This window comes from Acinetobacter sp. A22 (genome assembly GCF_030913345.1).
GTDB classification, from domain to species: domain Bacteria; phylum Pseudomonadota; class Gammaproteobacteria; order Pseudomonadales; family Moraxellaceae; genus Acinetobacter; species Acinetobacter junii.
In genome coordinates this window covers 327,932-353,982 of the sequence record NZ_CP133162.1, presented here as the reverse complement: position 1 = coordinate 353,982, position 26,051 = coordinate 327,932, and the positions used below count along the sequence as shown (strand labels likewise).

Sequence of the window (26,051 nt, the reverse complement as noted above, 5' to 3'; positions counted from 1 at the left end):
GAGACATTTTTTGATTGTTTCGGGGAAATTATGGATATTACAGAATTACTCGCGTTTTCAGTAAAAAACGGTGCTTCGGACTTACACCTTTCAGCGGGTATGCCACCAATGATTCGCGTGGATGGTGAAGTTCGCCGTATCAATTTACCAGCATTAGAACATAAAGATGTACACCGTTTAGTGTACGACATTATGAATGACAAACAACGTCGTGATTACGAAGAAGATCTAGAAACGGACTTTTCATTTGAAGTACCAAACATTGCCCGTTTCCGTGTAAACGCATTTAACCAAAACCGTGGTGCGGGTGCTGTATTCCGTACCATTCCATCTAAAGTCTTAACCATGGAAGACTTGGGTTTAGGAACAATTTTCAAAGATATTTGTGACTACCCGCGTGGTATTGTTCTGGTCACTGGTCCAACGGGTTCAGGTAAATCAACGACATTGGCTGCAATGATTGATTATATTAATGAGCATCGTTATGACCATATTTTAACGGTTGAAGACCCAATCGAATTTGTACATCAATCAAAGAAATGTTTGATTAACCAGCGTGAAGTGCATCGTGATACACATGGCTTTAACGAAGCACTTCGTTCAGCCCTTCGTGAAGACCCTGATATTATCCTAGTCGGTGAGATGCGTGACCTAGAGACAATTCGTCTTGCTCTAACCGCAGCAGAAACAGGTCACTTAGTATTTGGTACTCTGCATACCACCTCAGCAGCAAAAACCATTGACCGTGTGATCGACGTATTCCCTGCCGAAGAAAAGGATATGGTTCGTGCGATGTTATCCGAATCATTACAAGCAGTAATTTCACAAACATTGTTGAAAAAGAATGGTGGTGGTCGTGTTGCAGCGCATGAGATCATGATCGGTATTCCTGCGATTCGTAACCTTGTTCGTGAAAACAAAGTTGCACAGATGTACTCTGCGATTCAGACAGGAGCTAACTACGGCATGACCACACTCGATCAAAGTCTTAAAAACTTAGTTTCGAGAGGCATCATTAGCCCTCAAACAGCTCGTACTGTTGCTAAACAACCTGAATCATTCCTATAAAAACTAAAATTAATGGGGAAAGTATATGGATTTTAATGATTTACTCAATCTAATGATTGAACAAAGTGCTTCGGATTTATTTGTTACCGCTGATGTTGAACCTTCAATGAAAATCAACGGTCAGATTGTTCCTGTGGCTAAAGCAAAACTTTCAGGCGAAATTGTAGGTCAGTTATTACACTCAATCATGAGTGATAAACAACGTAAAGAATTTGAAGATACTCGCGAGTGTAACTTCGCAATTATGAACCGTGAGAAAACAGCACGTTTTCGTGTGAGTGCATTCCAACAACGTGATATGCCAGGTATGGTATTACGTCGTATCGAAACGGTTATTCCAACAATGGATGAATTAAAACTACCTGCAATCCTCAAAGATTTAGCGATGACCAAACGTGGCATCATTATCTTTGTTGGTGCAACAGGTACAGGTAAATCAACCTCGCTCGCGTCAATGATCGGATATCGTAATCAAAACTCTAAAGGTCATATCATCACCATTGAAGACCCGATCGAGTTTGTACACCAACACGCGGGTTGTATTGTGACTCAACGCGAAGTCGGTATTGATACAGACTCTTTTGAAGTAGCTTTGAAAAATACACTTCGTCAAGCACCCGATGTGATCTTGATTGGTGAGATTCGCTCTCGTGAAACAATGGACTATGCGATTGCTTTCGCAGAAACAGGTCACTTAGTACTTGCTACACTTCACGCGAATAACGCTAACCAAGCATTAGACCGTATTATTCACTTCTTTGAAGCTGACCGTCATGCTCAACTACATATGGATTTATCGCTCAATCTAAGAGCAATGGTCGCTCAACAGTTAATTCCAACACCTGATGGAAATTCACGCCGAGCAGCTATCGAAATTCTAATTAATACACCGTTACTATCAGATTATATCCGTAAAGGTGAAATTCATGAGATTAAAGACCTCATGAAACGCTCGCGCGAATTAGGCATGCAAACATTTGACCAAGCGCTTTATGATTTATATAAAGCTGGTGAAATCACGTATAAAGATGCGCTTAAACATGCAGACTCACCAAACGATTTACGTCTCACCATTAAACTTTCTGAAGAAGGTGCAGATCAATTGTTAAGTGCAAGTCGCAACATTACATTTGATGGTCAATAAGCTCTCTTAAATCATTAAAAAAAGGAAGGTTTTTGTAACCTTCCTTTTTTATTTGTTTTATTTCAGTGAAAATTTCTATCTTTACTGAAACAACACTTATTTCTTACGATAAGCATCTTTGCATTCTTGATTACTACAATACCCATATAAATTTAATGAGTGTCCTGTCAAAGTAAAACCATGCTGATCAGCTACAGAATGTTGTTCTTTTTCAATAACATCATTAGTAAATTCAATAACTTTGTTACAGTTTAAACATACTAAGTGATCATGATGATCTTCTTGCATGATTTCAAAAACTGAATGATTATTTTCAAAATGATGACGTTGGATAATTCCTGCAGCTTCGAATTGTGTTAATACACGGTAAACTGTCGCTAAACCAACATCTTCACCTTGTTCAAGCAAAGTTTTATAAATATCTTCTGCACTTAAATGATGTTGTTTCGAATTTTCTAATAATTCCAAAATCTTAATACGAGGAAGGGTAACTTTAAGTCCAGCTTTGCGTAAGTCTTGGTTGGAAATAGGCATGAAAAAAGGTCTCTCAACAAATCTTAAGTTGGAATAGGCAATAGAGTTTAGATGCAGTATGATCTATCCTTGAATCAAATGCATCATCATTTATCAGGATAGTGTAGCAAAATGCAAAAAATCATGCTGGCGTTATTCGTCACTTCAGTACTTAGCGGTTGTTCAGTCTTTGGTATTTATAAAGTTGATATTCCACAAGGAACACCGTTAACCAAAGCACAAGCATCTCAAGTACAAGTAGGCATGAGCTTTCAGCAAGTTCGCTTCTTGTTGGGTAGTCCAACGGTTACTGATCCACTGAATCCATTACGTTGGGACTATATTTACAACTATATCCCTGGTACATATGCCAAAAAAGCAAAAATACCTGCAGCACATGGACAACATTTAAAAATTTACTTTGATGCAAATGGTAATGTTGAACGCATTGAAGGTTTAGATACAATTCCAGAGTCACAACCTGGTTTACCAGCATCTAAAGAAGCGATCTTAACAGCGCCGCCACTATAACGGCTTTAGGTTATAAAAATAAATCCCTCATGGATTGATCCTTGAGGGGTTTTATTTATGAACTTGATGGTCTAAATCGATTACCTTTCGCAAAACGCCCAACTGGATTCTTTGCAGCACGTTTGCGACGGATGTCTTTAGGATTAATTGTTAAAGAACGATAGATTTCAACCCGATCTCCGATCTGAAGCTGAGTGTCTGGCTGTATTTTGATACCAAACACGCCCAAATGAAGTTTCTCAGGTAAAGTCACCTGCTCGGCTAATCCGCTAGCAATAATCGCTTGTTCAGCCGTCATTCCTTCTAGGAAATCAACTTCTAAATGAAATTGTTGCTCAGGTGTCGCATAAGCGACCCATACACATGCAGTAGATTTCATTAGATCCATTGTCCAATTACAGCAACAATAGCAATTACAATCGACAGTGGTAGAACTAAACGAACGGCGATACGCCATAAGTTATAGAATAGCTCATTACTGAATCCCATAGATTTACGCAAATGGCTGATTTTCATAATCCAACCAGCAAAAATTGCATAAACCAAACAAACAATTAATCCCCAAACAATCAATAGAATATTGAAAATTGAACTTAGCTGAGGTGCAGCCCAAACTGCAATTGCAGCAACGATGATCACCCATTGAATTGCTGGAGCCAGTTGACGTTGAGCCAGTTGTTCTTTTGCAAGTTGAATTAATAAAGCAGCAGATACCAATGCAGCAAATAACCATGCAAAAGCGGGGATTTCAACTTGAAGAGAAAAGAATCCAAACGCTACAACTGCAAGTAATTGAGCTAACCAGATCGGTAATACAACTGAAGTCGCGGCTTCTTGTTGACGAACTGTGGCAAGGCTGTTTTGCCAATACAATCCTAACCCTAATCCACTCGCCACAAGCGCAAGAACAGTTGCATTGCCCCACTCTTTAAATTCAATACCAGTCCAATGCCACGCTTGTAATTGAGTTCCAAATACATTTGCCAACACTAGAGATGCAATTACACCCAAAGTCGTTAAAGCAATTAGGAATTGACGTGGAATAAAAGATAACCCGAGTGCAATCACGGCAAGCACAGCGAAAATGATCTGATTAGATACGCCAAATTGTTTTTGGACTAAAATATCAGATGCTGAAAATAAAATACTACCAGCAAAAAATGGCACTAATACTACAGCCAACCAACCAACTACACGCCATTTTGGAGATGCATCAGCCTCACGTGTTAGATTTGATAAAGCCTGCAAAGCGGTAACTTTAGAACGTTTTGCTAAAGCAATTTCAAGATAACCAATCGGTAGTGCCAATAAAATCATCGTTCCCAACCAAAGCAACCAAAAATCAAATTGGCGCTCAATTTGAATACCTAGAGTTGGTGCTAGTGTTGTGATCATGACAAAAGATAAGCAAAACGCCATCACTGGTGCAAACCAGCGTGACAGAGTTGTGTCCTGCATAATGCATTCCTTGAAAAATCTTTGAACTCATTGCGTTTTATGGAGTTTGCAATGAAATATTCAATCTATTTTGCCTTTCTCCTGTCTGAAAATCAAAACAAAAGATGTCGAAATAAAAAGGCAAATCACCATCTCAGATGATTTGCCGCGCACGAGTTGTTATTGTTTTTATAAGACTCTCTATTTTCACTCATATTTGCCTTATTGTTTTTATCATATAGAGAGTCGTTTTTTATTATTATGAGAAAAATCTAGAAAACCAGTTTTTTCCCTTTTTCTTTTCATTTTCCTTAATAATTCCCATCATATTTTCTTTGACAGCACCTACATAATCCGCATCATCATGACGAATATGATTAATTAACCATTTTGACAAAGCCTCATGTAATTCTTTATCAATTTCATGCCCTAATTCAAAACGTTCACGATAAGTTTCTATTTTTTTGATAAATAAATCATGAACTCGTTTATGCGGAACACGATATTTGTAGTTTGCTTCTTCTTGTAAACTTTCTTCAAAAGTAAAATGAGATTGCGTATAGTCAATAATATTGTCCAAAACTTCTTTCATTTTCACTCGATCATGAGAGTGTTTTAAATCAGCGATTTCATTAATATAATCTAGAATACGGCGATGCTGATCATCAATAACATCTATTCCTGTATTATATTCGACAGACCATTTCAAACCCATATCGAACCCCAAACTCAAGCATATTTATTGAATAAGAACATAATATCGGTAAAAAAAATAAATAAAAACACAGCATTTTTGTCAGATTTTTATTTTTTTCAAATAAATAATTTAACTCATTGTTTTACATTTAATTTAATATTTTCACCCATTAAAACACTCAAGTATTTTTTAACCAAAGTATATAAATTAGCTAAAAACCTGATTAAAATTATCGACTTTAAAAGCCTTAAATATTATATAAATAAATTAAATACAACTATTTATTATAAGCATATTATTCTAATATTGATCTGCCTTGGTTATTCTTTTTAAGCTCGGATCATTCGCTTCACGGATTAGACGATCTACGCGAGTCAAAGCATGTTTAATTGGCTTACCTTCTTTAAATAAAACCATTTCCCCTGCTTGATACGCCGTCCATGTTTCATTATGTGTTAATGGTTCAGTAGTAATTACCGCAACACGATCTTCTAGTGTAGTGACTTGACTAAAATCAACTTCTACATCCAAATCAATCAGATGAGCATGTTGGAAAGGATATTCTCGAACTAACCAATGTAACTTTGTCGTGGCATAAGTATATAACGCCTGTCCATTAGACAAACAAAAGTTAAATGTACCGTGTTCAGCGATCTGAGGAGATAAGCGTTCTAATAATGCAAACAAATCATCAAGTGAAGGTTCAACATATCCAAATGTCTCTACCATTTGATCGAGCAAATAACAAAAAGCTCTTTCACTATCCGTATTTCCAACAGGTTCAAAGCGTCCACTTAATCTAGGGGAAAAATCATGCAAATCACCATTGTGGGCAAAAATCCAATGTCTGCCCCACAGCTCTCTTAAAAAAGGATGAGAGTTCTCTAACGTAATTTTACCTTGGGTGGCTTTGCGAATGTGCGCAATCACATTTCGAGATTTGATTGGATAATTACGAACAAGATCTGCGATAGGTGACTCAACTGCCGACTGATTATCGACGAATAAACGACAAGCTTTATCTTCAAAAAAAGCAATACCAAAACCATCACAATGGTCTGATGTCACACCTGCTCGTTGGGAAAAACCACGAAAAGAGAAAGTGATATCAGTGGGTGTAGCGCAATTCATTCCTAATAGCTGGCACATATCTTTGAACTATTTAACATCTATGCCTATTGTGCATGAGGTACGGATGTATTGTAAATCTCAATATGTGCTCACTATTCGAAGATGAATGCTAAATCTAGTTAGCGCTGAACCATTTTATTCATGACAAATGAGGTTGCGATCTTATTTACTTCAAGAAAAACAAAGTAATCTAAGCACTTAAATTCCTCATCAAAAAATGCTTCTTTTGACAACTTTGATTGCATCCCTAAATAAGTCTGAAATAATTTCGGCATGCGTTCATCTTGCGGAAAACTATAATCAGGACGCTCAGGTTCAAACGCTCGCTTTGAGCGAATGTCGATAGTTTGATGATCCGCAAGCTGTTGAATCTGACGGTGCGTGTAATAAGTACGGGCCAAGTTATCTTCGAGATGAATACTTACGCAACCCATCAAATATTTTGCACGCATCGACCAAAGAATTTTGGGTGCCATATTTAACCAAAGCATCGACAGAGCTTTACCAGAGCGGAATTGTGGATGCACGCAAGTACGTCCGATTTCAACAATACTCGGTAAGTGTGATAAATGAGGAACGATCTTGAACTCTTGAGCACTATAACTCTGTCCAATCTCATGTCCTTGAAATAATTTAAGTCGTGTATAGGCAACAATTTCACCCGACCATTTATCTTTCAATACTGCATGTTCGCAACCAAAATCATAAAGATCCTGATCAAGATCATCTTCAAAAGTTAAGCCAAATTGATGTGAAAATTGTTTTGCTCTGAAACGTTGTACATCTTGTAATTCTTTTAAAGTGTCAACCCATTCAAAGCGATACTGATTTTGTGATTGTTTTTGACGTAAAGGTGACGTTAATGTCTGACGATAATGATTTAATTTTTCTAGCATAATGAAAGCTCCTTATGACTAGAATCACCTTAAATCCTATTAATGACATTTTAGTGAATGAAAAATGAAGAGATGATGACGGTCATTTACGCTGACCTTTTTAAAAGAGTTTTTGAGATGCAGTACAAAATTTGAATTGAAGAACTATAAATAAAATCCTCCCTTCTATACGACTAAAAGGGAGGATAAGAAAGATTTAAAACTTAATGCTTCGCACGATTGGTAATTAAGGTACCTACCCCATGATCAGTAAAAATTTCTAACAAAGTTGCATGCGGTACACGACCATCAACAATATGTGCACTAACCACACCACCTTTTACTGCATCTAGTGCACAACCTACTTTCGGAATCATACCGCCATAGATCACACCTGTTTCAATGAGACGATCAACTTCTTGAGTGGTCAAACCTGTCAATAAGTTTTTATTTTCGTCTAAAACACCAGTGATGTTTGTTAATAAAATTAGCTTCTCCGCACCTAAAGCTTCAGCAACCTTACCTGCGACCAAATCGGCATTAATGTTATAAGTATTACCTTCTTCATCGACACCTAATGGTGCAATCACAGGAATAAAATCACCTTGCGTAAACATTTCTAGAACATCTGTTTTAACGCCAGTGACTTCACCCACCATACCTAAATCAATTTGTGAAACCGAACCATCAGCTTCTTGTTTTTCCATGAGCAGTTTACGCGCACGAAGTAAATTACCATCTTTACCGGTTAAACCAATTGCACGTCCGCCATGTTGATTGATCAAATTCACGATTGATTTGTTTACACTACCGCCTAAAACCATTTCAACAACTTCCATCGTTGCTTGGTCAGTTACACGCATGCCATCAATACGATCAGATTCTTGCCCAAGACGTTTAAGCAAAGAGTCAACTTGTGGACCACCTCCATGTACAACAATTGGATTAAGTCCTACAGTTTTTAATAACACGATGTCACGAGCAAATGAGCTTTCCAACTCAGGATCTGTCATTGCATTACCACCATATTTAACAACCAACGTTTTACCTGCAAAACGTTGGATATACGGCAAAGCTTCAATTAAAATTTTAGCTTTATCAATGCCGATATGCTCATGTGGCATATGCCTCTCCTTTTAAGCCTGTGCTAGTTTTTGTGCAATTTGTGGATATCGAGTTTGCAACATAGAAACAAATTTATCGCGAATTTCAACTAACCGATCTAGATGATCTGCATCAAAACGAACAGTAAAATACTCGCCTGTATTGGATGCTCGAATAATGCCAAAACCATCATTAAAATCAAGTCTTACACCATCAATTTTACTTAACTGTGCGCCTAAATCCTGACTTAAAGTTTCAATTTCATTTAAAACACTTAATGGATTAATATCATGGGTACTAATATAAGTATCTTCGGTACAGCAACGCTCAGGATATTGTTTTAGCAATGCAGATAAATTTGCTGAACTTGAATGGGTGAGATATTCCATAACACGTAGTGCAGCATATAGACCATCATCATAACCAAAACCACGACCATCATTGAAAACATAATGCCCAGCATATTCACCACCAAATACAGCAGCACCATTTGATTGCGTTAAATAAGTTCGTAAAAAACTACTTCCCGTGCGAATCATTTTGGCTTGCCCACCTAATTGTTGCACTGTATTGGCAACCATTTGTGAGCATTTGACATCAAATACAATTTCTTTTTGGGGATGATTTTCTAAGCACATTTGTGCAAATAAAGAAAGCAAACGATCGGGACTAATAATCGTGGCATTTTCATCTAGCAAAACGACTCGATCGCCATCACCATCTAACGCAATTCCAATATCTGCTTGATGTTCAATAATCAATTGTTGTAGACGTCTCAAGTGTTCAGCATGCGATGGGTCAGGTGCATGATCAGGAAAATGACCATTTGCGTCACAACGTAATGCAATCACGTCGCAACCAAGCTTTTCCAGTACAACTTTAGCACATCGCCCAGCTGAGCCATGTAAGCCATCCAAAACAACCTTTAATGGTCTCGTGAGTTGAATATCGTCGAGCAAAGATTGTTGATATTGTAAACAATAATGAGGAATTACTTGATGAGTAATTGTCTCATCTCGAATTTGATAATCTACTTGAATAGGTATATTTTGAGCAAACAGCCCAACTTCTTGAATCACTTCTGGACTAGGTGGCTCACCTTTTAAAATCCATTTAATTCCATTATCAGACTTAGGATTGTGACTAGCCGTCACCATAATGCCATTACCACCAAAATCACGAGCAATGTAATACATCATTGGTGATGAGCAGCACCCGATATTAATAACTTCAAAACCTTGTTTTTCCAATATATGCTGTAGAATATCAGCATAAGTCGGACTAGTTAATCTTGCATCATATCCAATAACAATTTGATGTTGATCATATTTTTTATATTGAAATGCTAATGCATGCGCAATTGAACGAATTATCGTAGGCGTTAGATTAGAAAGCTTTCCACGAATGTCATAGGCACGAAAAATATTCAGAGGAAACGTATGTTTTATATTCACAGCAAGCCCCTATTCTTATAATCATTCGATTATTAAAAAAAACTTAAACTATTAAGAAATTAATTAACCCTTGTTCAGAAAAATTAAAATAATTAATCAGCTGCTTTTTAATATAAATTCAAATAACAATCAATATGAAAAATGCAATGTTTTTCAGTTAAACATTGCATTTAAAATAATAAGGCTTGGGAATTACTGTTGACCAGTATGTCCAAAACCACCTGCTCCGCGCTCTGTAGCAACAAATTCATTCACCTGTTCGAACTCTGCTTGAACGACAGGAACGAGTACATATTGCGCCAAACGCTCGCCTGGCTCTAAGCGGAATGTATTTTTCCCACGGTTCCAAACTGAAACCATCAGTTCGCCTTGGTAGTCTGAATCAATCAAACCGACTAAATTACCCAATACAATACCATGTTTATGCCCAAGACCCGAACGTGGTAAAATTAATCCCGCAAAGTTTGGATCTTCGATGTAAATTGCCAAGCCTGTTTTGACTAAAACCGTTTCACCCGCAGCAATTTCAATTGCTTCATCTATACATGCACGCAAATCTAAGCCAGCTGAACCTGTTGTTGCGTACGATGGCAATGCCCATTCTTGACCTAAACGTGCATCTAATACTTTAACTTGAACTTTCATTACAACTTCCTACAAATAATCTTTAACGTTTCAATAATGCTTTTAAATTGGCAAGATACTGTTGAGCCTGTTCTTTAGGGTCAACATTTGGTGCTAGTTTCTTTTTACGACCGTGCCACTCTAAATCATCTTGTGGTAATTCATCTAAAAAACGACTCGGAGTCATTTGTCGCATTTGACCGCCATTCTTACGTTGCTCTGCAAGCGTTAATGTTAGACCTTGACGCGCACGGGTAATCCCTACGTACATCAAACGGCGTTCTTCTTCAATGGTTTCAGACGCAATCGAGTTCTTATGTGGCAATAACTCTTCTTCTAAACCAATCATGTAGACGTATGGAAATTCCAAACCTTTCGCAGCATGCAATGTCAACAAATTGACTTTATCTGTATCTTCTTCTTCCTGTTGCTGCTCCAACATGTCTAGAAGAACCAATTTACGAATGACACTTTCAATATTTTTTTCATCGACATCGTCTGTACGATTAATTAAGTTTTGGATACTTGTGTACAGACTTTCAATATTATCGATCTTCGTTTTTTCTTGAGCTGGCGTTGCAGCTTGCTCACGAACATAATCAATGTAGCCTGCTTCGTTGATCATTTGACGTACTTTGGGTACTGGTTCGTCATCATCTAACAGTTCACGTGTAAAAGTCGCAATAAAGTCTGCAAACTCATGTAATTGAGTCGCCGCTTTTTTTGGTAAAACCATTGCAAGACGTTGATCAGAAGAAGCCGTCAATAAAGATAGGGTATTTTCTTGAGCAAATAGACCTAACTTTTCTAAAGTGACAGGACCAATTGCACGTTTCGGCGTATTGATAATACGTAAAAAAGCACTGTCATCTTCGGGATTGATAATGAGACGTAAGTAACTCATTACGTCTTTAATCTCAGCGCGGGCGAAGAATGATTGACCACCTGACAATTTATATGGAATTTGCATCTGACGCAGTTGTGTTTCAAGAACACGTGCTTGGAAATTACCACGATACAGAATCGCGTAATCTTTCCAATTTTTTCCATTCATCAATTTATGCGTGATTAAATCTTTAACTACACGTTCAGCTTCATCATCATCATTTAAACACGTGATTACACGGATGGTTTCACCGTGCCCTTTATCACTCCATAACTTTTTATCAAAGATATGAGGATTATTTTCAATGACAGCATTCGCCGCTTTTAAAATTCGACTGGTAGAACGATAGTTTTGCTCAAGCTTAATTACTTTAAGATTATGGAAATCATCTTTTAATAAAGCCATGTTTTCAGGCTTTGCACCACGCCAAGCGTAAATCGACTGATCGTCGTCACCTACCGCAGTAAACTGCCCCATCACCCCAACAAGCAATTTCACTAAGGTATATTGTGCTGTATTGGTATCTTGATATTCATCGACGAGTAAGTAACGAACACGATTTTGCCATTTATCACGAACCTCAGCATTTTCCTGAAGCAATCGTGTCGGCATTACGATCAAGTCATCAAAATCTACAGCGTTATAAGCTCTCAAATTACGTTCATAAAGTTGATACAAATGAGCAAGCTGAACGTCTTCAGGTGTTTCACATGTTGAATGAGCTTGCTCAGGTATGACCAGATCATTTTTCCAATCCGAAATTTTCTTCATGGCTTTCGCGATCAGTTCTTTACTTTCTGCTCCAGATAGGTTGTCACGCTGCATTAGATCCATCAGGATTCTTTTGCAATCATCTGCATCCAAAATCGAAAAATTCGCTTTTAAAGGTAAATGTTTTAACTCTATTCGAAGCAAATTCAAACCAAATGTGTGGAATGTAGAGACTGAAAGCCCTTTAGCTTCTTCACGTGAAAGCAACTTACCGACACGCTCTTTCATTTCACGTGCAGCTTTATTGGTAAAAGTCATCGCAGTAATACGATGCGCAGGAATACCACATTGTTGAACCAGAAAAGCGATCTTTCGAGTGATTACAGAAGTCTTACCCGAGCCTGCACCTGCAAGCACCAACAATGGCCCCTGAACATATTTCATGGCTTCAAGTTGCTTGTCATTGAGTTGACTGGCAGATGACATCGTTGTAATACCTCTCACGTTTTCGAGCATGATTATAGACATCTATTTTTTAGAATCCCAATAATAAATCTGAGGATATGTATAAATTATGATGTCTTACTCCAAGATGGCGTCACTATTTGTCGTACTAAAAACTTGGCAATAAAAAAACCACCCGAAGGTGGTCTTTTTACAGCAATATTAATTACTGTTTAGCATAAATGCTGATTTCAACACGGCGGTTTTGTTCTTTACCAGCCGCAGTTGCGTTTGAAGCGATAGGATTAGAAGAACCTAAACCTTGTGCATCAATACGGTTGCTTGAAACACCTTGACCTGCTAAATAGTTTTTAACTGATTGAGCGCGTGCTTGAGACAATGGGATATTGATTGAATCATTACCAGTATTGTCTGTGTAGCCAGTAACTAAGATCGCGCTCTTATTATCTTCAGCTAAAGTTTGCGCCACTTTGTTTAAAGTGCCGTAGAAGTTTGGTTTGATGTTTGATTTATTTGTATCAAACGTGATGCTACCAGGCATAATCAACTGGACAGAACCATCTGGGTTACGGCCAACTTCTACACCAGTACCTGCCATTTGAGCACGTAATTTTTTCTCTTTATTATCGAGATATAAACCACTCGCACCACCAAGGATTGCACCAATCGCAGCTGCGCGGTTGTTTTGTGAAGAAGAGTTAGCATTACCTTTTGAGATACCATAACCTGCAGCTGCACCAATTAATGTACCTAAAGCAGCTTTGTCGTATGAAACACCGCCGATATCATTACCTTGTCCGCTCATTGTTTGGCAACCAGAAAGTACCAATCCAGCCCCTACGAGTGTTGAAATAACTAATGCACGCATCGCGTAGCTCCTGTCTATGTATTTTGTTGTCTGAACAGATAATGAATGAGAAAATTCAGCTAGACCATTGATATTTTGTTAATAATAAACAGTTTATTTGTATTTTTGTAATATTTTGATGCACTTTACATTTCAACTTAATCATAGTTTCTTCATGTTTATCCAATTGTGAAGAAATCAAGGAAATTTATAAGTTAGAATAAGCTTCGCAAACAAACTAAAATTTGTACATATGCGACATATTCACGTTTTCTGCACAGAAAAATTAATTCAAATGGTTTAAATATATAAAAAAATGTCAATATCAATAAATATACAGTTGTATTTAAATCACTGTTGTTTATAGTTAATCCATCTTTTCAAAACATCTGCCTCAAGGTTCGATTTATGTCTACCGCGAATAAGAAAACATCATTATTGCGAAAGGTCAGTAAAGGTCTTACTGTTAGTTCTGTGATCACAGGAAGTACATTTCTACATGGACCTCCTGTTCTGGCTTTAGGTCTCACTAAATTATTCAAAAAATCTGCCAAAGTAGACGAAACCAATATTCAACTAGCCAATAGCTGGATTGGGGTAAACAACCAACTGATTGAGAAAGTTTTACCAAATCTAAAATGGGACATCACCATTGATGAAAAATTAGATCTCAATCTACAAGGTCGCTATATGATGATTTGTAATCATCAAAGCTGGGTGGATACAACGGTTAATCAATATTTTGGTCTGAATAGAATGCCTCTTACTCGCTTTTTTACGAAGTGGGAGCTGATCTTTATTCCTTTTGTAGGTCAGGCTTTTAAAATCTTGGGTTTCCCAATGATGAAACGCCATACCAAAGAACAAATTGCTAAAAATCCTGAACTCAAACATCGTGATTTGCTAGAAGCACGTAAGGCATGTGAACAACTATTAAGTCAGCCATTCACCCTTCTCAATTATTTAGAAGGTACTCGATTTACGCCTGAAAAACATGCACAACAACAATCACCTTATAAGAATCTACTTAAACCCAAAGCAGGTGGCTTAGCCTTAGCATTAAACATACTTGGTGACAAAATTGATGCATTAGTAGATATGACGATTGTCTATCCTGAAGGTGCACCAGGTTATGGGGACTTTTGGTTAGGTGACGTTTCAAGCATTGCTGTTGATTTACGCAAAATTGAAATTCCTGATTGGGTTTTGGGTGGAAATTACGAAGATGATGCAGTTTATCGTGAACGCTTTCAGAAATGGGTAGATCAAATCTGGACTGAAAAAGATCAACTTATTAGTCAACTCAAATCGATATATAATTCATAATCTCTTCAAGGATTGAGCAGAAAGATGACCCAGCAGGACACTGATAAAAACTCTAAATATAACTATGTTAATCCGAACAGTAAGTTCTTCAAGCTGTTTCTTATTTATGACATTTTCATGGTTTTTATTATTGTTTTCAATTTGTTCTGTCTAGGAATGAACTTCTTCCTGATGAGTAATATTGGTGAATGGTTTTTTAACACCATTCACCTCTATAGCGTTTTAGAGTTTTATCGTAGCTATCTACATCCATGGGTTATCACGACTGAAGCTTGGTTTATTATCTTCCTGATCGTGGAGCTTGCGATTCGTTGGCTACTATCAATCATACAAAAGCATCACGCACGTTGGTGGTTCTTTCCATTTATTCACTGGTATGAAATTGTTGCAATTATCCCCCACTTTCGCTTTCTGCGTTTATTCCGTGCGGGGATTATCGCGTATCGTTTACATGAGCTTGGATATAAAGTTGTACCCGATAGCATCCGCTTAAAAGCAATTTTTTATTATCGTGTTGTCATGGAAGAACTTTCTGATCGGGTTGTGATCACAGTAATCGATGGCATTAAACACGAACTGGACACTAGCTCAAGTCATAAAAAAATTATTCATGATCTAGTCGATCATCATCGTCAATTATTTACTGTGACACTATCGTCAATGTTGCAAGAATCGCTCGCAAAAGCTTTACAACAGCAACAACCAATCATTACTCAAAAAGTAGGTCATATTGTTAACCAAGCAATCGAAGATACACCTGAACTGACTCAACTATTACGTCTGATTCCTATTGTTGGCAGTCGTATAGAACAACAAATTCAAAGTATCGGACAACGTTTGGGTGAAAACATTACCGCGGGTTTGATTGAACCGTTCACAGTTGGCTCATTTGAACGTCCAAATGAAAACTATTTACTGATCGCAGAAAAAGTCAGTCAATTAAATATTGATAACCAATACTTAGAAGAACTCGTAGAATCAGTAGTCTATGAAAGCCTCGAAGCGATTCGAAAACAAGTCAAAGTTAAACAATGGCAACAAACATTAAATGAATATGATCAATTGGATAAAAAAACAGTGTGATTACAAGAAAATTTACTAATCAAGCTAGAGAATTCGTGTAATTTGTTCTAGCATTTGCTTTTATTTACAACATGCTTAAACACAATAGAGTGCTTAAAAAGCCCTGAAGGATAAATTATGGCTGACATACGGATTACGGGCAGAATGGTGAATTTTAGTCGACTCACGTTCGACACAAATGACCACAATGCAATCCGACAGCAACTTACTAGCACACTAAACGAAGGTTCCTATTTAGGAACTTTAGTCATTCTAGACAGTACCGTTGAACAAGAATTGATTGCTCTTATACAGCTACTGATTGATATTGGTTTACAACCTATGGCTGTAATCGATGGAATCTTAGGTGATGAAGCACGTGCAATCCAATTCCCTGTATTGCCCGCAGATCAACCTTTACAGCGGATCAAAGCATCTAAAGAACAAGTCATCGAACATGTTGTCGAAAAACCAGCAGATCAGGCTGCAAAAGAAATACCACAAAAAGCTACATCAAGTCCGCATATCACCTCATATCATGATGAAATTTTGCGAACTGGACAATGTCTAGTGCAAGATCAGGGTGATATTATCTTGAATGCTGGCATGAATAGTGGTTCTGAAGTAATTGCATCTGGAAATATTCACATCTACGGGAATGCTCGTGGTAGAGTCATTGCTGGTGTTGGTGGACATATGTCCGCACGAATTTTTTGCAATTCGCTTGAAGCAGAATTAATTTCTATTGCGGGTACTTATTGTGTAGCAGATGATATTCCTAAAGATATGATCAAAAAGCCTGTACATATTTATTTAAATAACAAGCAAGAGCTTGAATTTGAAGCCTTGCAGTTTTAAGTTATCACATTAAACACCAAAAAAGCCCTTTTAGGGGCGTATGACCATAAATAGGAGTGGATTCGGTGGCCAAAATTGTTGTCGTAACGTCAGGCAAAGGTGGTGTAGGTAAAACTACAACAAGTGCATCTTTTGCAACAGGTTTAGCCCTACGTGGTCATAAAACTGTTGTGATTGATTTCGATGTGGGTTTGCGTAATCTTGACTTGATTATGGGTTGTGAACGTCGTGTAGTCTATGACTTTGTCAATGTCATCAATAATGAAGCTCGCTTACAGCAAGCACTGATCCGTGATAAAGATATTGAAAACTTATATATTCTTCCTGCATCACAAACACGTGATAAAGATGCTTTGAGTGATGAAGGTGTTGCACGAGTTATTGATGAACTTTCTCAAGAGTTTGACTACATCATTTGTGATTCTCCAGCAGGTATTGAGCGTGGCGCTATCCTTGCCATGTATCATGCTGATGAAGCAATCATCGTAACAAACCCTGAAATTTCATCTGTTCGTGACTCCGACCGTATCATCGGAATGTTAGACAGCAAAACTAAAAAAGTTGAGCAAAACGAAGGACGTATTCGTAAGCATCTTTGTATTACTCGCTTCAATCCTGAACGAGCGGATAAACAAGAAATGCTCACGATTGACGATATTTCAAAAGACATTTTACGTGTACCAACACTAGGTGTTGTACCTGAATGTCCAAGCGTACTTCAAGCATCAAACGAAGGTAAACCTGTTATTTTGTACTCTGAAGCAAAAGCAGGACAAGCCTATGATGATTTAGTTGCTCGTTTCCTTGGTGAGGATCGTCCATATCGACACATCACAGTACAGCCAAAAGGTTGGTTAGCTAGACTATTTGGAGCGTAATTATGGCAGGATTCTGGAGTAAACTTTTTAGCAGTGATGAAAAACCATCAAGTGCACAAACTGCCAAAGATCGCTTAAAAGTTATTGTTGCGTCTGAACAAGGTCTTGGTCGTCGTTTAAGCCAAGACAAAATTGATCAAATGAAAAAAGAGATCATGCAAGTGGTAAGTCGTTATGTTCGTGGTGTAGACGAACAGCACATCCAAATGCAAGTTCGTTCAGAAGCTAACATCGAAATGCTGGAAATGAATATCAATTTACCTGAAGATCGATAGAAGTTTTTCAATTAGCGATTTTTTGTAAATAAAGGCAAAATACACAACAGAATTTGAAAAGTTTGAGTTTTATTTTCACAATTGTTTTGAAATACTTTTTTCGAATAAATTGAGAGAATTAACGCTTTTCTGATCCTGCATCGTATTTTGCCTTTATTATTTTTAAATTCAGGAGATTGTCATGGCATTATCACAGCCAGCAACTTTCAATGAAGAATGGTCAGATGAGCGTGTTTTTGCCTACCTCAACCAACTTCCTCCAGCAGGCGTAAATGCTGACTTTCACGTTCTATATCATGCGTTTAAACATATGCGCCCAAATGATTACGAACGATTAATTACTAAATTCTTAGCAGATGGTCGTGACTTAAATGCAACCAACCCTGAAGGGCAACGCATTCATGATGTAATTGCACAATTTCCTCGTCAAAAAGATGGATTCTTAGAAGTCCTAGCGAAATTTGCATAATAAAAAAGCCTGCTTCAAGCAGGCTTTGATTTCTCTGTTATCGGCTACCAATCAAATAAACACCGAGCAAAGTAAAGAGCCCTCCAGAAATACCATCAATCCATTTAGCAAAGTTCTGGTAAGCATTTCTGAATGTAGGTAGCGAAAATACAAAAGCCACAAGTAAAAACCATACCAATGTTTCAACAGCTATTATGATAAACAATAAGAAATGATGTTGATCAAAAGTAAGCGTCCGCTGAACCCCATGCCTATTTTTTAATTTGAGTTGGATTTCCAGCGATGTGGCAGTAATTCTTCTATTTGGGTCGCTTTATGCGTCGGCAGCCTTTTCAGCACATCACTGAGATAGGCATACGGATCCAACCCATTCAGCTTTGCTGACTGGATTAAAGTCATGATATTTGCCGCTCGCTGTCCACTGCGCAGCGAACCTGCAAACAACCAGTTCTTACGGCCCAATGCCCAGGGGCGCATTGAGTTCTCTGCCCAGTTATTGTCAATGGGTAGATTGCCATCATCCAGATAGCGGCTTAAGGCTGGCCAACGCTTCAGACTGTAATTGATGGCCTTGGCGGTTGGAGAACTCGATGGCACCGTCAGATAATGTTGGTTGAGCCATTCATACAGTTGTTGCATCACCGGTTGGCTGTGCTGTTGTCGGTATTCGCGGCGGTGTTCTGCTGTACTATCGGTCTTTTTCCTGAGTTCGGCTTCTATCGCATACAGTTTCTGAATCATCAGTAATGCCTGTTCAGCGATCTGACTTTTCCCAGTCACATGTAGCTCATGGAATTTACGACGTGCATGCGCCATGCAGCCCACCTCAATGACATCGCCTGATTTAAAGCGTGCTTTATAACCACTGTAATCATCACAGACCAGATAACCCTGCCAGCCATTCAAGAACTCTGCAGCATGCTGACCTGAACGGCTATCCTGAAAGTCATAGATCACCGCTTGAACTGGATTGTACTGTGTAGTGGCATAGGCCCAGACATAACCTTTCTTCGGTTTTTTCTCATCATCACCCATCCGCATAATGGTGACTGGTGTTTCATCTGCATGGATCACCCGCTGTTGCAGCACCACCTGTTTTAAGGCATTGGCCAGAGGTTCCAGTTCCACACCGCAGCGACCTATCCAGTCAGATAAAGTAGATCTGGACAGATCAATGCCCGCCCGCTGATAGATCAGGCGCTGACGGTACAGCGGCAAATGATCGGCATACTTCGATACCAGCACATGGCTGAGCAGTTCAGGTGAAGCAATGCCTTTATCAATCACATAGGCGGGCATCGCTTGCTGAGTCAGGGTGTCACACTGATCACAGACCCATTTGCCACGCACATGCTGTTCCTTATAGAACTGTGCCGGTCTGAAATGCAGTTTTTCACTGATATCTTCGCCGATACGACGTAACTGGCAGCCACAACTGCATTGGGTTGATGCTGGTTCATGCTCAATACGAATGGTGTGTAGATGATCGGGCAGCAGTCGACGTTTAGGTTTATTGGTTTTGGCTTTCTGTGTCGCTGCATCGGTTTTATCTGCATTCAGCCGTTCCAGTTCCAGATCAACAGCAGCAATATCTTCTTCAACCGCTTCATCCCAGAGATGGATTTGTTTTGCAGTGAGATGTTCGTTTTTACTGCCGAATTTGTGCTGTTTAAATAGTGCGAGTTCATGCTCGTATTTTTGATTGAGAATAGAAAGATGTTGAACTTTAGAATCTAATTGCTGATTGGTGACTTCAAGATGTTGAACTCTGGCATCTAATTGCTGGTTTGATTGTGCTAGAGACTGATGCTGCAGCGCCAACTGTCTGGTAAATTCCAGCAGTTGTTCATGGGTCAGTTGGCTTAAGTCAGGCAGCGTATTCATGACCGCAGTATGCCTGAGGTCATGAGAAGAATGAAATAGAACGTTTGGAGAATAGCGGAATGGAACAGCCTGGTTTAAAGCATCGTCACCACCTGCTGTCGTCCAATGCGCTGCCAGGGCAAACCCTGGATCAGTGCCTGTAACTGTTCCGGGCTGAGGGCCACGGTTTCACCTTGGTGAAGCTTAGCCCAGTGAAATTTGCCCTGTTCCAGCCGCCGGGCACACAGCCAGATGCCCAGTCCATCATGCACCAGTACTTTCATACGATGACCACGTTTATTACAGAACAGGTAAGCACAGTGCGGCTTGATCGAGCCAAAGGTTCTCACCACCTGAGCAATGACAGTATCCATCCCTGCTCGCATATCCAGAGGTTGGGTAGAAAGCCAGATTTCATCAATGCGGATCATGTTGCAAGTGCCTTGAGTAATTCTGCTAAAGCAGATATTTCTGATACTTGCCATTTCAAGCCAATTTCTGCTTTTGAGTGGGGTAAAGTAATTTGAACCGTTAACATGTCAGTAGGAGTAGGATCTAATGGTGCAGAGCAAGATAAGGCAATAAATGCAGGTTTATTCGGTAGTGGTGAGCGATCATTCCCTGGCTTACCATCAATTAAGCGAATCCATTTGGATACAAGATTTGTATTCAATCCATGTTGCAAAGCGACCGAAGCAATTGAAACGTCCGGTGCTTTACAAGCCTGAACGATCTGCTGTTTAAATTCAGCACTGTATGTTCTTCGTTTTTTCGCAAGAGATGCGATGGATGTCTGGTGATTTGTAGTCATAAATTTTAGTCCCCACTTGTTTTTAAGTGGGGACTAAATTAAGGCTTATAGGATGAATTCATAAGGTGTGTTCAGCGGACGCTTACGATCAAAAAGTGGATTAGCAAGAAAGAGCGAGAACACACTACCAAAATAAATGACTGCTTTAGGATTGGATAAATTAGTGAGCAAACCTTTTATAAAAAACAACCATGCTGATTGAGGTAAGGTAATTTGTTTGATTTCCTGCTTTTGTTTAGAAAATGCTGAACGCAGCATCTGATAACCGAGCCAACACAGATATAAACCACCAGCAATCAAAAGTCCTTGTTTAAGCCAAGCCATTTTCTCAAAAATGATATTCAGTCCCATTAATGCCAACAAAGACCACAGCATCGCGCCCATGCATATTCCAACTGCAACTAATACAGCATCTTTACGTGAACGACTTACTGCTGTTTGCGACACAAGGAAAAAATCTGGACCAGGTGTAATCAATGCACAAAAATGAATGAAAATGAGCGTACTTAAAGCGATGAACATAACTGATCTCGATGCTGAGACGATGATCTATCAGCTTAATTAAAAAACGTGATTTTTACCATATTTAATCTATAAAAATGAAAATAAAAAAGCCTCGAAATTGAGGCTCTTTTAAATGATCATTTAGTTTAAATCAAAATATCTCGTTTTCCGTTTGCTCCCATTGAGCTCACAATTCCATTCTCTTCCATCTGATCGATAATTCGTGCAGCTCGGTTATAACCTAAACTAAATTTACGTTGAAGTGATGAAGTTGAAGCTTTTCGGGTTTCTAAAACAAAAGAAACACATTGGTCATATAGAGCATCCCGACTAGGATCACCATCGCCATCTTCAAAACCACGTGATGTAGGTTCTTCATCGAACGGCGTCAAGATTTCATCTACATAATTTGGCTCACCACGTTCACGCCAAGCATCACATATACGGTTCACTTCATCATCACTGATAAATGCACCGTGAACACGCTCAGGCTCGATTTTACCTGGTCCAAGGAATAACATATCACCATGTCCAAGTAAGTCCTCTGCACCACCAGCATCAAGGATAGTACGTGAATCGATCTTACTGTTCACACGTAAAGCCACACGCGTTGGAATGTTGGCTTTAATGAGACCTGTAATAACATCGACAGATGGACGTTGTGTTGCAAGTAAAAGATGAATCCCAGCGGCACGTGATTTCTGCGCTAAACGCGTAATCATTTCTTCAGCTTTTTTACCCACCTGCATGATCATGTCTGCAAATTCATCGGCAACAATAACAATCGAAGGTAATGGTGTTAATCGAGGTGCTCTTTCTTGAGTCGCTGAATCACTAGGTTTCCACGTCGGATCAATTAAATCCTCACCATTTGCAATCGCTTCTTCAACTTTACGGTTATAGTCACTTAATTTACGAATCTTCAAGAATGACATCAACTTATAACGACGCTCCATCTCATTTACACACCAATTTAAAGCACTAACAGCATCCTTCATGTCTGTTACTACAGGTGTCAATAAGTGAGGAATATCACTATAGTTTGCCAACTCAAGTTGTTTTGGATCGATCAAAATTAAGCGCAATTGATCAGGGGTATACTTTAATAACATCGATAAAATCATCGAGTTTACTGCAACCGATTTACCTGAGCCTGTTGTTCCCGCTACGAGCATATGTGGTGCTTTCGCTAAATCAGTCAGTACGGGATTGCCTGAAATATCTTTACCCATCGCCATACTGATCAAGTTATTTGGATCACGATAAGTTGGGGTTTCCAATAATTCGATCAAGCGCACCATTTCACGAGAACTATTAGGTACTTCAATCCCGATATATGGTTTACCAGGAATAACCTCAACAACACGTACGGAAGCCATCGACATTGAACGCGCTAGATCGCGTGAAATATTAGTAACTTTTGATGCTTTAACACCTGGTGCAAGATCAAGTTCAAAACGTGTCACTACTGGTCCAGGCTGTGCTTCCACCACTTGTGCTTTGACATTAAATTCTTGCAGTTTGATCTCAAGCAATTCAGATAATCTAGCCAATTGATCGGCTGTAAAATTCACTTTCTTATTTGGATCAACACGGTCTAACAACTCCAAACCAGGCAAGGTAGGTAAGTCGCGTCGCTTTTGGGCAACTTGCATTGCTCGTGACATTGGTCGTCCGAAAGCATCAGTTAAAGGAGCATCTAGATCAAAATCATCATCCAAATCGATTTCTAATTCTGGTTCTGCTTTACCAGCTGTTTCCTGCCATGCCTCGATGAATGCTTCCTTAGATAATTTTTCTTTTGGTACTTCAACTTCAATTGGTGCTTTTACGAAAGCAGATGACTGGGCATAACTTGTGCTTGTCGAAGGTGTCTTAAACTCATCTTCGTCTATCAATAAATCATCGAAGTCATCAAATTCAGATTTCTGAGTTTGTTTCACCTCATCATGAGCACTTATCGGGGAATGAATATTTTCTTCAACGACTACAGTATTCTCTGGCTTTACAGCGAATTCAAATTCATCAATATCTTCATCCACCTCAAACTGTTGTTTTTGTTGCAATGAAGAAGTCTGCAACTCTTGATTGAATGGTGTATGAACATCTGTCGCTGTTTTGCTATTTGGAACAGCAGCGAGTAATTCATCAAAAATTTCATCATCATTCCAATCTAAATCACGATGATTAGTTTTCTGAACAACATTAGAATGTGATGATGTATTTAACATCTGATGATCATCAAGCTCGTTACGATCATCTGCAGCTTTCAGTAAAGCATCTATTTCTTGTTTATGGCTTTGTTCATCATGTTGCAGTGCACGCCAAACCTCACCAGTTTGTATGAGTCTTTGACTTTCAGCCTCGAATTGGTGCGCACGTTTTAATGTTTGCTCGAAATCGTCCTCTGGTTTTGATTCTTGGGCATTCATGCGTTGTTGTTCTTTTGCGGCCACATCGGCAAATAATCGCTCAGCCAATACCTGATGATGAGAATCATCAAATTTAGTTTGAGTCTCTTGGTTTATAATATCGTGAGTAGAATGATTGGCTAGTACTGGTTCTGCACCTACAGTAGCAGAAGTCTGAGCATTGGTTTTTAACGGTGTTTCAGTCATCGTAATTTGTTCAGTACGATCATACGCTGACTCTTGTTGAGGTACATTCTTATAAAATAAATCCTGCAAATATGCGGGTGTTTTCTTTAGAGTAATCCATGTTTTATCCCACTGGATTCCAAAGGCTAAAGTTAATAATAAAATACTGAATGCAAGTAAAAATAACGTTGCACCATATATTGTCAGCAAGCCAGTCAGACTTTGTCCCAACTCATAACCAATAATTCCACCAGCTGCATTATCTAGAGTGTCCGCAGGAGTATTCCAGTGCAGATAGAACAAACTCGCCACAGATAACACGAGAAAGAATTGTGCCGCATAACGAAACGGACGGTTAAGGAAACTTCTTGGCCACCATACTTGGATTGCTTCAATAAACAAAAAAATCGGGAGCAGCAAACTCGCCCATCCTAAGAATCCAAATAACAAATCTGCGATCCAAGCACCTGCAACACCGCTCGCATTGGAAACCTGTTGGGTATCACTAGATATATGCATCCAACCTGGGTCAAATGGAGTATAGGTTACTGTGGCAAGAAATAGATAAATGCCAAAAGAAATCAAAAATAATGTCATTAAAAAGCGTTGTGCATAAACACTTGACACCGCAGTCATATACAGTCCTGTAACCCAATTTCGTTATTTGTTTGTCTATTATTTAAGGTCTAAACAACCCTAATCAATAAGTCTAATATTATGCACGTGTTCTTACAAAAAAGATGCACGATTGTTTACTGTTGTTGTTAACATCCTGATCGGATATAGCGCAATTCGATTGAGTTAATCAATATTATCATCATCGATTTAGCCCACTCCCCTACGGATTCACGTATAATTTTAGCATTTTCAATATAAAAAGGATGTTCTTTAATGAGCGCTCGTCACTCACGGTTAATTATTTTGGGTTCTGGTCCTGCGGGTTATAGTGCAGCAGTTTATGCAGCGCGTGCAAACCTTAAACCAACACTCATTGCTGGCTTACAACTCGGTGGTCAATTAACAACGACGACTGAAGTTGATAACTGGCCTGGTGACCCTGAAGGATTAACTGGTCCTGTACTTATGGAGCGTATGCAAGCCCATGCTGAACGTTTCGGTACAGAAATCGTATATGACCATATCAATGAAGTTGATTTAAAAACACGCCCGTTTGTTTTAAAAGGCGATATGGAAGAATACACATGTGATGCTCTCATTATTGCAACTGGTGCGACTGCTCAGTATTTAGGTCTTGAATCAGAAGCAGCATTCATGGGACAAGGTGTAAGCGCTTGTGCTACATGTGATGGTTTCTTCTATAAGAACCAAAATGTCATGGTTGTGGGTGGTGGTAACACTGCAGTTGAAGAAGCACTTTATCTTTCAAATATCGCAGCTCATGTCACATTAGTTCACCGTCGTGACAGCTTGCGCTCTGAAAAGATTCTGCAAGATCATCTTTTTGCGAAAGAAAAAGAAGGTAAGATCAGTATTATTTGGAACCACCAAGTCGATGAAGTATTGGGTGACAATACTGGTGTAACATCTGTACGTATCAAATCAACCCAAGACTCAAGTACACAAGATGTTCAAGTACAAGGTCTATTTGTTGCGATTGGACACAAACCAAATACAGATATGTTTGAAGGTCAATTGAACTTACGTGATGGTTATATTCAAGTTCAAAGTGGCACTTCGGGTAATGCAACAGCAGCATCAATTGAAGGCGTTTTTGCTGCTGGTGACGTAGCTGATAGTATCTATCGTCAAGCGATTACCTCAGCAGGTTCAGGCTGTATGGCAGCATTAGATGCTGAGAAGTATCTTGATAATTTAAACTAATTTACATTAAGTTCAAAAAGCCACCATCTTTATGGTGGCTTTTTTTGTTAAATGATATATACAATCAAAAACATGGCTT

General features: G+C 38.8%; 25 protein-coding genes and 2 pseudogenes. 10 read left to right on the top strand and 17 right to left on the bottom strand.

Annotated elements, in window-relative coordinates:
• Positions 1 to 30: 30 nt before the first annotated feature.
• Positions 31 to 1,068 (top strand): type IV pilus twitching motility protein PilT, encoded by a 1,038-nt coding sequence (locus tag Q9Q86_RS01745; RefSeq protein WP_004960020.1) that lies wholly within the window; start codon positions 31 to 33, stop codon positions 1,066 to 1,068.
• A gap of 25 nt (positions 1,069 to 1,093) precedes the next feature.
• Positions 1,094 to 2,212 carry a PilT/PilU family type 4a pilus ATPase gene (locus tag Q9Q86_RS01740; RefSeq protein WP_004913902.1) on the top strand — a complete coding sequence of 373 codons (1,119 nt, stop codon included), beginning with the start codon at positions 1,094 to 1,096 and terminating at the stop codon, positions 2,210 to 2,212.
• A gap of 96 nt (positions 2,213 to 2,308) precedes the next feature.
• Here Q9Q86_RS01740 and fur read toward each other — a convergent pair whose 3' ends face one another.
• The gene (fur, locus tag Q9Q86_RS01735; protein WP_004952725.1) at positions 2,309 to 2,746 is read right to left on the bottom strand and encodes a ferric iron uptake transcriptional regulator; all 438 of its coding nucleotides are present in this window, start codon (positions 2,744 to 2,746) and stop codon (positions 2,309 to 2,311) included.
• Between the two features lie 111 nt (positions 2,747 to 2,857).
• Here fur and Q9Q86_RS01730 point away from each other — a divergent pair, with 111 nt between their 5' ends.
• On the top strand, positions 2,858 to 3,256 hold the full coding sequence (locus tag Q9Q86_RS01730) for an outer membrane protein assembly factor BamE (RefSeq protein WP_112986361.1): 399 nt from the start codon (positions 2,858 to 2,860) through the stop codon (positions 3,254 to 3,256).
• Between the two features lie 55 nt (positions 3,257 to 3,311).
• Here Q9Q86_RS01730 and Q9Q86_RS01725 read toward each other — a convergent pair whose 3' ends face one another.
• The 10 genes from Q9Q86_RS01725 to Q9Q86_RS01680 form a co-directional block, all read right to left on the bottom strand.
• A complete protein-coding gene (locus tag Q9Q86_RS01725; protein ID WP_112986360.1) occupies positions 3,312 to 3,635 on the bottom strand; it encodes an RnfH family protein in 324 nt (107 codons plus the stop codon).
• Positions 3,635 to 4,714, bottom strand: coding sequence for a hypothetical protein (locus Q9Q86_RS01720; protein ID WP_112986359.1), 1,080 nt, complete (start codon positions 4,712 to 4,714; stop codon positions 3,635 to 3,637). The genes Q9Q86_RS01725 and Q9Q86_RS01720 overlap by 1 nt, the downstream gene beginning before the upstream one ends.
• 238 nt (positions 4,715 to 4,952) lie before the next feature.
• Positions 4,953 to 5,408 carry a bacteriohemerythrin gene (locus Q9Q86_RS01715; protein WP_004913914.1) on the bottom strand — a complete coding sequence of 152 codons (456 nt, stop codon included), beginning with the start codon at positions 5,406 to 5,408 and terminating at the stop codon, positions 4,953 to 4,955.
• Positions 5,409 to 5,690: 282 nt separating this feature from the next.
• Entirely contained in the window at positions 5,691 to 6,539 is an 849-nt protein-coding gene (locus Q9Q86_RS01710; RefSeq protein ID WP_112986358.1) for a class II glutamine amidotransferase, read from the bottom strand.
• A gap of 101 nt (positions 6,540 to 6,640) precedes the next feature.
• The gene (locus Q9Q86_RS01705) at positions 6,641 to 7,417 is read right to left on the bottom strand and encodes a GNAT family N-acetyltransferase (RefSeq protein WP_112986357.1); all 777 of its coding nucleotides are present in this window, start codon (positions 7,415 to 7,417) and stop codon (positions 6,641 to 6,643) included.
• 203 nt (positions 7,418 to 7,620) lie between these two features.
• On the bottom strand, positions 7,621 to 8,520 hold the full coding sequence (argB, locus tag Q9Q86_RS01700) for an acetylglutamate kinase (RefSeq protein ID WP_004913920.1): 900 nt from the start codon (positions 8,518 to 8,520) through the stop codon (positions 7,621 to 7,623).
• 12 nt (positions 8,521 to 8,532) lie between these two features.
• Positions 8,533 to 9,954, bottom strand: coding sequence for a phosphomannomutase/phosphoglucomutase (locus Q9Q86_RS01695; protein ID WP_112986356.1), 1,422 nt, complete (start codon positions 9,952 to 9,954; stop codon positions 8,533 to 8,535).
• 192 nt (positions 9,955 to 10,146) lie between these two features.
• Positions 10,147 to 10,599 carry a dUTP diphosphatase gene (gene dut, locus Q9Q86_RS01690; protein WP_112986355.1) on the bottom strand — a complete coding sequence of 151 codons (453 nt, stop codon included), beginning with the start codon at positions 10,597 to 10,599 and terminating at the stop codon, positions 10,147 to 10,149.
• Positions 10,600 to 10,621: 22 nt separating this feature from the next.
• The gene (rep, locus tag Q9Q86_RS01685; RefSeq protein WP_004960037.1) at positions 10,622 to 12,661 is read right to left on the bottom strand and encodes a DNA helicase Rep; all 2,040 of its coding nucleotides are present in this window, start codon (positions 12,659 to 12,661) and stop codon (positions 10,622 to 10,624) included.
• A 184-nt stretch (positions 12,662 to 12,845) separates the two neighbouring features.
• Entirely contained in the window at positions 12,846 to 13,508 is a 663-nt protein-coding gene (locus Q9Q86_RS01680; RefSeq protein WP_112986354.1) for an OmpA family protein, read from the bottom strand.
• Between the two features lie 387 nt (positions 13,509 to 13,895).
• Between Q9Q86_RS01680 and Q9Q86_RS01675 the strand changes: the two genes are divergently transcribed.
• The 6 genes from Q9Q86_RS01675 (at position 13,896) to Q9Q86_RS01650 (ending at position 18,355) form a co-directional block, all read left to right on the top strand.
• A complete protein-coding gene (locus tag Q9Q86_RS01675) occupies positions 13,896 to 14,813 on the top strand; it encodes an acyltransferase (RefSeq protein WP_112986353.1) in 918 nt (305 codons plus the stop codon).
• A 24-nt stretch (positions 14,814 to 14,837) separates the two neighbouring features.
• A complete protein-coding gene (locus tag Q9Q86_RS01670; RefSeq protein ID WP_112986352.1) occupies positions 14,838 to 15,896 on the top strand; it encodes a preprotein translocase subunit SecA in 1,059 nt (352 codons plus the stop codon).
• Between the two features lie 117 nt (positions 15,897 to 16,013).
• Positions 16,014 to 16,733, top strand: a complete 720-nt coding sequence (gene minC, locus Q9Q86_RS01665) for a septum site-determining protein MinC (protein WP_112986351.1) — start codon at positions 16,014 to 16,016, stop codon at positions 16,731 to 16,733.
• Between the two features lie 65 nt (positions 16,734 to 16,798).
• Positions 16,799 to 17,611: a septum site-determining protein MinD gene (gene minD, locus Q9Q86_RS01660; RefSeq protein ID WP_004913932.1), complete on the top strand. Its 813-nt coding sequence runs from the start codon at positions 16,799 to 16,801 to the stop codon at positions 17,609 to 17,611.
• Between the two features lie 2 nt (positions 17,612 to 17,613).
• Positions 17,614 to 17,886 carry a cell division topological specificity factor MinE gene (gene minE / locus Q9Q86_RS01655; RefSeq protein ID WP_004663449.1) on the top strand — a complete coding sequence of 91 codons (273 nt, stop codon included), beginning with the start codon at positions 17,614 to 17,616 and terminating at the stop codon, positions 17,884 to 17,886.
• Between the two features lie 181 nt (positions 17,887 to 18,067).
• Entirely contained in the window at positions 18,068 to 18,355 is a 288-nt protein-coding gene (locus Q9Q86_RS01650) for a PA4642 family protein (RefSeq protein WP_004952694.1), read from the top strand.
• Between the two features lie 37 nt (positions 18,356 to 18,392).
• Here Q9Q86_RS01650 and Q9Q86_RS01645 read toward each other — a convergent pair.
• The 6 genes and pseudogenes from Q9Q86_RS01645 to Q9Q86_RS01620 all read right to left on the bottom strand — a co-directional run.
• Positions 18,393 to 18,578: pseudogene (locus tag Q9Q86_RS01645) on the bottom strand (LysE family transporter); the annotation flags it as partial.
• A gap of 35 nt (positions 18,579 to 18,613) precedes the next feature.
• Positions 18,614 to 20,239, bottom strand: coding sequence for an IS66 family transposase (locus tag Q9Q86_RS01640; protein WP_157938044.1), 1,626 nt, complete (start codon positions 20,237 to 20,239; stop codon positions 18,614 to 18,616).
• A gap of 74 nt (positions 20,240 to 20,313) precedes the next feature.
• Positions 20,314 to 20,649 (bottom strand): IS66 family insertion sequence element accessory protein TnpB, encoded by a 336-nt coding sequence (tnpB, locus tag Q9Q86_RS01635; protein ID WP_157938043.1) that lies wholly within the window; start codon positions 20,647 to 20,649, stop codon positions 20,314 to 20,316.
• Positions 20,646 to 21,029, bottom strand: a complete 384-nt coding sequence (locus Q9Q86_RS01630; RefSeq protein WP_004762545.1) for a transposase — start codon at positions 21,027 to 21,029, stop codon at positions 20,646 to 20,648. Before Q9Q86_RS01630 ends, tnpB begins: the two co-directional genes overlap by 4 nt.
• An 84-nt stretch (positions 21,030 to 21,113) precedes the next feature.
• A pseudogene (locus Q9Q86_RS01625) lies at positions 21,114 to 21,551 on the bottom strand (LysE family transporter); the annotation flags it as partial.
• Between the two features lie 128 nt (positions 21,552 to 21,679).
• Complete coding sequence (locus Q9Q86_RS01620; protein WP_112987438.1) at positions 21,680 to 24,766, bottom strand: DNA translocase FtsK 4TM domain-containing protein; 3,087 nt, start codon at positions 24,764 to 24,766, stop codon at positions 21,680 to 21,682.
• Between the two features lie 255 nt (positions 24,767 to 25,021).
• On the opposite strand from Q9Q86_RS01620, the gene trxB reads away from it, so the two are divergent.
• Complete coding sequence (gene trxB / locus Q9Q86_RS01615) at positions 25,022 to 25,972, top strand: thioredoxin-disulfide reductase (protein WP_004952686.1); 951 nt, start codon at positions 25,022 to 25,024, stop codon at positions 25,970 to 25,972.
• The last annotated feature ends 79 nt before the right edge of the window (positions 25,973 to 26,051 follow it).